The organism is Saccharothrix sp. ST-888, assembly GCF_000955975.1.
Lineage (GTDB): Bacteria > Actinomycetota > Actinomycetes > Streptomycetales > Streptomycetaceae > Kitasatospora.
The window spans coordinates 1-7,894 of record NZ_JYJF01000175.1; the positions used below are offsets into that span (position 1 = coordinate 1).

4 protein-coding genes and 2 pseudogenes are annotated in these 7,894 nt (G+C 66.5%); 3 read left to right on the forward strand and 3 right to left on the reverse strand.

Annotation, left to right across the window (positions count from 1 at the left end; translation table 11 throughout):
* Positions 1–2,160, reverse strand: a 2,160-nt coding sequence (locus tag UK12_RS31075; protein WP_197085317.1) for a choice-of-anchor P family protein, incomplete at its 3' end; no start/stop codon positions are given.
* Between the two features lie 899 nt (positions 2,161–3,059).
* Between UK12_RS31075 and UK12_RS31080 the strand changes: the two genes are divergently transcribed.
* The 3 genes and pseudogenes from UK12_RS31080 to UK12_RS45240 form a co-directional block, all read left to right on the forward strand.
* Entirely contained in the window at positions 3,060–4,172 is a 1,113-nt protein-coding gene (locus UK12_RS31080) for a C40 family peptidase (RefSeq protein WP_156179042.1), read from the forward strand.
* Between the two features lie 535 nt (positions 4,173–4,707).
* A pseudogene (locus UK12_RS45235) lies at positions 4,708–5,067 on the forward strand (transposase); the annotation flags it as partial.
* A pseudogene (locus tag UK12_RS45240) lies at positions 5,051–5,263 on the forward strand (transposase); the annotation flags it as partial. The pseudogenes UK12_RS45235 and UK12_RS45240, both read left to right, overlap by 17 nt.
* 126 nt (positions 5,264–5,389) lie before the next feature.
* Here UK12_RS45240 and UK12_RS37050 read toward each other — a convergent pair.
* Both UK12_RS37050 and UK12_RS31090 read right to left on the reverse strand, forming a co-directional pair.
* A complete protein-coding gene (locus UK12_RS37050) occupies positions 5,390–6,664 on the reverse strand; it encodes a glycosyltransferase (RefSeq protein ID WP_052682338.1) in 1,275 nt (424 codons plus the stop codon).
* Positions 6,664–7,302 carry a tetratricopeptide repeat protein gene (locus UK12_RS31090; RefSeq protein WP_082120100.1) on the reverse strand — a complete coding sequence of 213 codons (639 nt, stop codon included), beginning with the start codon at positions 7,300–7,302 and terminating at the stop codon, positions 6,664–6,666. The genes UK12_RS37050 and UK12_RS31090 overlap by 1 nt, the downstream gene beginning before the upstream one ends.
* Between the last annotated feature and the right edge of the window lie 592 nt (positions 7,303–7,894).

A 7,894-nucleotide genomic window follows, 5' to 3' on the forward strand; every position in this document is an offset into this window, starting at 1 on the left:
GCCGTGGCCGTTCTCGTGGCCGTTCTCGTGCTCACCATCGTGGCCGTGGCCGTGGCCGTTCTCGTGGCCGTTCTCGTGCTCACCATCGTGGCCGTGGCCATGGCCGTTCTCGTGGCCGTTCTCGTGCTCACCATCGTGGCCGTGGCCATGGCCGTTCTCGTCCCCGTGTTCGTGGCCCCCGGGGTGGTCACCCTTGCAGCCACCGTGGTCGTGGTCCTCGCACGGGGTGCACTTGACAATGGCGAGCGTGTTGCTGGTTGCGGTCACCGCGCCGCCTTCGGGGTCGGTCACGGTGACCGTCGCGTTGTCGGTGATCCTTCCTTCCTCGACGTCGTCTTCGGTGGTGGTGTAGGTGGCGGTGCAGATGGTGGAGGCACCCGGCGCCAGCGTGGTCACCGGACAGGTCACCGTCGGCGAGCCGGCGCCGTTGTCCGCGACGGCGAGTGAACTCAGATTCTCTCCGCCGGTGTTGGTGACGGTGAAGGTGAAGTGCAGCGTCTGCCCGGGGGCGGAGTACGCGGTCTCCTCGACAGCCTTGACGACCTTGAGGCCGGCGAGCGGCACTGTGGTGACGCCCTGGCTGGTGGTGGTGATGATCTGGCCGGACTCTGTCGTGCCCGACACGGTCGCCGTGTCTGTGATCTTGCCTGCGGCCACGTCCGCGTCGGTGGTGACGTAGGTGGCGGTGCAGTCCACCGAGGCACCGGGCGCAAGCGAGGTTGCGGGGCAGGTGACCGCCGGCGCACCCGGACCGGTGTCCACGACGCTGATGTTGCTCACCGGCGTGGTGCCGTTGTTAGTCACATGGAAGGTGAAGTGGATCGTCTGCCCCGCCGCGGTGAACCGGGCCGGGGAGGCGGTCTTGACGACCGACAGTGCCGCCAGCGGGGTGGTGACCGTGTTGCTGCTCGCGGTCACCGTCTGCTCGTTCGAGTCGGTGGCGGTGACCGTGCCCTGGTCGGTGATCGTCTTGGCGGCGACGTCGGCCGCCGTCGTGATATAGGTGGCCTGGCAGGTCGTGGACTGGCCGGGCCCCAGCTGGTTGGTGCCGCAGCCGGAGACGGTGACACCGGGCGTCACGTCGGTCACGACCACGTTGGTCAGCGGGGCCTGGCCGGTGTTGGTGACGGTGTAGGTGTAGTGGACCGTCTCACCGGGGGCCTGGAAGTCCGCGTCGATCGCCGACTTCGTGATGGACAGCGCCCTGAGCGGGACGGTCAGCGAGCTGCTGCTACCAGTCACTGTGCCACCCCCGGGGAGGGTGGCGGTGACCGTCCCGGTGTCCGTGATCTCGCCCGCCGCCACGTCCGCGGCGGTCGCGGTGTAGGTGGCGGTGCAGTTCTCCGAGGCGCCTGGCAGCAGCGTGGCGTTGGGGCAGCTGACCGTCGGCGAACCCGGGCCGTTGTCCGTTACCGCGATGTTGCTCAGCTGCTGGGTGCCGTTGTTCTTCACGTGGAACGTGTAGTGGAGCGTCTGCCCCTCGACGAACGAACTCTCCGCCGCCGTCTTGGTGACCGACGGAGCAGGAGCCGCGCCTCCGCACTGGACGTGCCCGACGACGACGTTGGCTGCGCCGAGTTGCGGCAACAGCACCAGGTGCGCGGCGTTGACCGTGAGCACCCCGTTGGCGTCCGTCGACTGCTCGTTGAGCGTGAGCGTACCCAGACCCGCGAGGTTGACGCTGGTGTTGGGTGCCGCGTGTGCCTGGAGGGCTACCGGGGGGAGGGCGTCGACGGTGGCGGTGCCGCTGGCGATCACTCCGGACCCGGTCGCCCCGTTGGGGGTCGCGCTGCAACTGGAGTTGACACCGGTGAGGCTCAGGGAGCCGAGAATGCCGAGGTTGACGGCGAGTTGCTGCACCGTGGCGGAGGCGCTGGAGGTCCCGGTGGCGGGGTCTCCGGCGGTGGTGGAGGTCAGGGTGGAGCTGGTGACAAACGGCCCGGCGTTGATGCCGAGCAGGGTCTGCGTACCACCGGGTGGGTAGGTCGAGAGCGGCGTGGGCGACACGGCGACGATCGACCCGATGGCATCGGCCGACACGACGTACGCGCTCGCGATAGGCGAGGGAAGTGCTGCGTAGGCCGGTGTGGCGAAGCACATCACGCTGGAGAGAGTGGTGAGAGCGGCGATGGAGGTGCCGCACCTGATACGTGAGCCCATGGAAGATCCCTTGTGAAGCACAGCAGGAGAGCCAGTCATGTCGCCGACGGCAGGAGGGACGACTCGACGCTGCGGCGGGGCGGGAGGCTGGCCGCGAGAGCGGCCCGGTTCATCTTTTCCACACGGACTGGTGTCTCCCGAGAAACCGCTTCAAGAAATATGGCGCGTCATCCGAGAATCACTTGAGCGGCCTAATAATCCAACAACACTTCACCCATCACCACGGCCAAAGGTCATGTGACGCCGTTACTCGCACCCGCGGAGTACGCCGCCGCGGGTGAATCAAGCGGCCGGGCCCCAGTACGTCCACGTCCGGCAGCCGCGGCTATGCGACGGCTCGACATCCGGCAGCAGCACCCCGGTCCTTCTCCAACCTGGACCGCAGCATGCCGACGAGACGGCGCTGGGCTTGTGTGGATACCTGTGGTTGACGGTGTGTATGGCGGGGCTGCGGGCGGCCGGCGATCTTCTCTATGTCGACTTCGTAAGCCACAACCTACTTGTTGAGCCAAGGGCATGACTGGCGGGACGGTCCGAACCGGGTCGTGCCGCGAAGCCTCCCACGAACCCGACCTGCACCCACCGCCCAGGAATTTCGGCCCCTGTTCGAATCTAGGCCTCCTGCGGCTCTGCGGGAAGCAGAGCACTGCCGTGATGGTTTGTCAGTGCGCTCGCCGAAATGGGCCGACCAGCAGTCACGCGACCGTGCGGAGTAGGGGTTGCGCGTCCCGCATAGAGCGAGTCGGCTCCGGATATGGCTGTCCATATCTGATCATTTGTGTGCAGACAGCTATTGGCCGGAACGGGTGCCAAGAATGGGAGATGAGTCGATGGGGACTGTGCGCCAGATGGGAATGGCGGGGGTCTGCCTGTGGGCGCGGGCTGTACCGCGATGCTGTGTGGTGATCACGGTCGCCGCGATGCTGCTTCCGCTGGCTGCTCGGAGCGCGGACGCTGCGCCCGAACCTCCCCCGGCCGTGGCGCCCGGCTCCGATCCCCTGGCCGACTCCAAGGCCGCCCTCGGCCCGTTGTTCATCCAGGTCCACCAGCTCTACCAGAACTCCGAGGCCGCCACGGAGCGCTACAACGCCACGGTCAGCGAGCTTGCCCAGCAGCAGAGCACGATCGACGACCTGAAGGCCAAGGTGGAGCGCCAACAACGCCAGGTGGACGCTGGAATCGATGTTGCGGCGCAGCTCGCCGCCGCCCAGTACCGCAACGGTGATGCCTCGGGTTTTGCCGACCTGTTGCTCTCCAAGAACCCGTACGAGACGGTCGATACCGCGTGGCTGCTGGCCGAAGCCAGCCGTTCCCAGGCTGGCCTTTTGACTCGGTTGAAATCGGACCAGTCGGCGTTGGACTCGCTGAAGAAGCAGGCTGAGGGTGTCCTCGAGCGGTCGCGGATGCTGGCCGCCGAGCAGGAGCAGGCGAAGGCTGAGGCCGCGAGGCAACTGGCAGCAGTCGAGCACGTGGTCTCTTCCCTGACCGGTGCACAGCGCGCAGACCTTGAGCGTTTGGAGAAGACCGAGGAAGGCCAGGCACAGGCGGCTTTGCTGGCCTCGGGTGTGCTCGGCAAGGATGACGGCGCCCCCTCACAGCCGGGGCGCGCGGCCGTGACTTACGCGCTGGCGCAGATCGGTAAACCATACGTATGGGGTGGTGTGGGCCCTGATGGATACGACTGCTCCGGGCTCACCTCGCAGGCATGGTTGCACGCCGGCCGGCCGATCCCGCGCACCAGCCAGGAGCAGTGGGCGCAGCTTCAGCATGTGCCGTTGAAAGAGCTGCGGCCGGGGGACCTGGTCATCTATCACTCCGGGGCGACGCACGTTGCGATGTACATCGGCGGCGGCCTGGTCGTGCAAGCCCCGCACGCCGGGGCGACCGTCAAGGTGTCGCCGATCGGCGGGATGCCGATCCTGGGTACGGTCCGTCCGGACCCCAAGGCTGAGGCGGACGAGAAGGACGGGACGTGGGAGGTCCCCGACATCCCACAGGACACCGGCGAGTGACCCCGATTCTCGCTACCTCCGGGGCCACCGTGCAGGCGCCCTCCTGCCCCAAGACCTGCTGTCTTGGCCGGTAGGCAGTAGCCTGGCGATCCTCCGCTGGGGCGGAGGACATGCCCGTCAGCCCACGAAGACCGCTGCGGGTCGATACGCCTCTGACGGGAAGATCACGAACCGGGCAGAAGCCACCTGTTCGGTCTCGCAGCACGCTCGTCGAAGGCTCCCGCGCCCTTCCACTCCATAGATGGAACGGGCGACGACACGGAGCCTCCCACGTGGTCACCTGAGAGGTAGGTGCCCCCAGGCGTCGGGCTCGGGAGAGGGCCATCCAGGCGCGGTCCGGCGCCCGCCCCTCAGGGTGGGCGCCGGGCTCGTGGTGCTCTGGTTGTCGGCGGCGGTTGAACCCGACGCCGACACTGGTGCGGGAAGTTCAGTCCGTCCTCGATCGGGTGATGGTTGGCTTTACTGAGCACGGGATGTGACGAGAAGACAGAAGCATCGGCGGTGTCTGTTCACCCTGGCTGAGAGGGAGCCGCCGATGCTTCCTGACGGAACGATACCGCCGTCCTTGTCCGCTTTGCCGGCTGTCTGCCGTTGCTGCTTCACCGCTCCGACGTTCCGCACGTTCTGTACCCTCATGACGGGGCTGATAGCGCAGACCCGCCGCCGCACCGTGTGCGGGATGCTGCTGGGTATCGGCCTGGAGCGCGTCTGGCATCACGCCCGGGCCCACCGCCCGTTCTCCACTGCCCGCTGGTCCATCGACGAGGTCGGCCTGTCCCTGGCCCAACTGATCGTCGACCGCCTGCTGCCGGCCCGAGCGGTACTGCAGGTCGCGGTCGACGACACCTTGTTCAAACGGTCCGGCCGCAAGGTCTTCGGTGCCGCCTGGCAGCACGACGGCGCCGCGAGAGGACCACGACCGGCGGGCTTCGGACCGCGGCTACGGCGCCACCCTGGTCACCACCGACTTGACCAGCAGCGCCGAGCGCATCGTGGAACGCTACGCGGCCCGATGGGCGATCGAGACCGCGTTCCACGACGTCCGACAGACCCTCAGCATCGGCGAGGCCCGCAACCGCACCCCACTCGCCGTCCAACGCACCGTCCCCTTCGGACTGATCGCCCTACATCATGGTGATCGTCTGGTACGCGCTGGTCGGCCACCAGCTCACCGACACCGAGAACCACCCTTGAAACGCCCCTGCCGGGCTCAGGACTCACACCAGCAGCAGGCCGCCGCACCGTTGGGCGCCGTCCTTCATCGCGATCAGGTTGGCCAAGACGTAAGAGATGTTGTTTCTGGAATGCCAGTCGGTCGGGTAGTAGGTGACCAGCCGGGAGCTCTGGAAACGAGCATCAATTTCCGGAACAAATGCGCGGTACTGGTTATCCGTATAATACCAGAAAGAGTTCTCGTTGTAGTAAGCGACATGCGTCGGGTCTTGATACGCGCCCCGGCCATCAGAGCTCGGAGTCAGCGTGAGGAGCATGCCGCCCGGCGCCAGCAGGCGGTACAGCTCGTTGATCAGCGGAATCTTCGCAGGTACATGCTCAAGGAAGTCCACCGCGCGGAGCAAGCCGACCGAGTCGTCGGGGAGGTCCAATCGCCCAGGCAGCGTCGCGACAATATCGACGCCATCCCCCGGGTACTGGTCCACGCCCAGATATCCAGGCGGTTTGCGATGCGCCGCGCCAAGGTCCAGTGCTAGCAGCCCGCGCCGTTTGGTCCAGGCGAGCGCGTTGGCCTCAACGTACTTGTCGTACAAGGCGATGGTCTCGCGTTGGATATGCGTGTTCACCTCGGGATCGCGCTGGGTGTTGTTGGCGTGGATCCGCTGCAGGTAGAGGCATCGAGGGATGAGATGGAAGTCGCCGATCTGGAAGAGACGGCACATGAGGTCCTGGTCGTCCAACACCGTGCGCGTGGCGTCGTACCCCCCAACCTGCTCGTAGGCGTCCTTCCGGAACGCCCGCACATGGTTGGGGGCGTACCAGATATACGAGACGTTGTGCGGCGTCGGTGCCATGGAGATGGCCTGCAACAGCCGATGGCCGTCAACGTCCACCTCCTCGTAACGCCAACCGTGTGCCTCGTTGAAGCGCGAGTCGTCCCGCTTCCCTTCCTCGGTGATCTGAGCGGTGTGGCTGTAGACGAAGACGGCCTCGGGATTCTCCTCGAACGCCTTCCCCACCTCCGCCAGACAGTCCTTCGCCAGTAGGTCGTCGTGGTCGAGCTCGACGAGGATCTCGCCGCGTGCAAGTTCGCAGGCTCGGGCCTTGACTGCTCCGACACCCGTGATGCTGTCCGTGATCTCTACCCGTACACGGGCGTCAGGTTGCTCCGGTCGCCATCGGGCGCCGTTGTTGAGTAGCACGATCCACTCCCAGTCGGAGCGGGTCTGCGCTTGCAGAGTCGCAAGGCACTCGTCCAGGAAACGCGGTCGGTGGCTGGGGGTGAAGACGGAGAACTTCGGTGTCGCGGACGACGTCATCAGTTGGTACCTGCCTGAGTGACTGACGGTGACGGTGTTGCGCTCGCAGAACCTTTGAACTGTTCCGGGACGAGCTGTTGGAGCGATGGATCTGCCTGGATGGCGTGGTCGAACGCGCCCCTTGCCTCTTCGTCGTGATCTTTCTTCGCCAAGGCATGCCCGAGGTTCAAGTAGGCAGTGGCGGCCTTTGGGTCGGCAGCCACAATGCGCTGCAGGATCGCGATCGCCTGATCGGTGTCGCTGGGCCCGACCAGGATCGCCTTGTTGTAGAGGGCAGACTCGAAACCTGGATCGGTTTTCAGAGCTTTGTCGTAAGCCGCCAGCGCGTCAGCCGTTCGGTTGTCGTGCTGGGCGATTACCCCGAGGTTGTACCAGGCCAGTTTATTGTCGGAGTCCAGCTCCAGGACCCGTTTGAAGGTCCGTGCCGCGCCAGGCAAGTCGTGGATCTGCCCCTGCTTGATGCCTGCTTGGAGCAGCGCCTCGGCCTCGGATACCGGCTTGGCCGCGGAGGCCGCGTGGCCGGACTTCGCCGACGGGGTGGCTGCGGGATTTCCCTTGGACAGTTGAACCCAGCCGGCTACCACACTGGTTACAACGGCTGTCGCGGCGAGCCCTGCCCACAGCTGCCTTCGTTTCACGGGGGTTCACCTCGTCGATCTGGTCATTCAACTCAACTAGTGGTCCGTCAGGCGTGGTTAACCGCACCGGGGCGGTGCCCCCCGAGACCGGAGTCCGGGTGGCACCGCCGCTCAGTACCGCCATGAATACGGGTATCCGGATGGGGTCGTGGGCCGATGGCGGCCTACGGCGTGCACACCACGAACGCGCTGACGGGGCTTGTCACGCTGGCGGTGTTCGCCTGCCAACCCGTAGCCGGCGGCCCGCCTACGGGACCGTTGAAGGTGATGGCATCCGAGGTCGTGTTCGCGAATCCACCGCCGACGGCAAAGGTTCCAACCGGGCAGGACGCGATGGCGCTGCCAGTACCGGCCGCCGTGACGACGGTACTCTGCGCCCCAGCGCTTGGGCCCTGTGAACCTTGGACACCCTGGGCGCCGGTGTCACCCTGGAAGCCCTGGGCGCCAGGAGTACCTGCGGGGCCAGCGGGTCCTCCGGGCCCCGCGACACCTGCTGGCCCTGCGGGGCCCGAAAAGCCTTGCGGGCCTGCGGGACCCGCTTCACCTGCGGGGCCAGCGGGTCCTCCCGGGCCCGCGACACCTACTGGCCCTG

Coding starts and splice junctions, on each gene's coding strand:
- UK12_RS37050 (WP_052682338.1), bottom strand. CDS start 6,664: ATGACGTCGTCCGCGACACCGAAGTTCTCCGTCTTCACCCCCAGCCAC.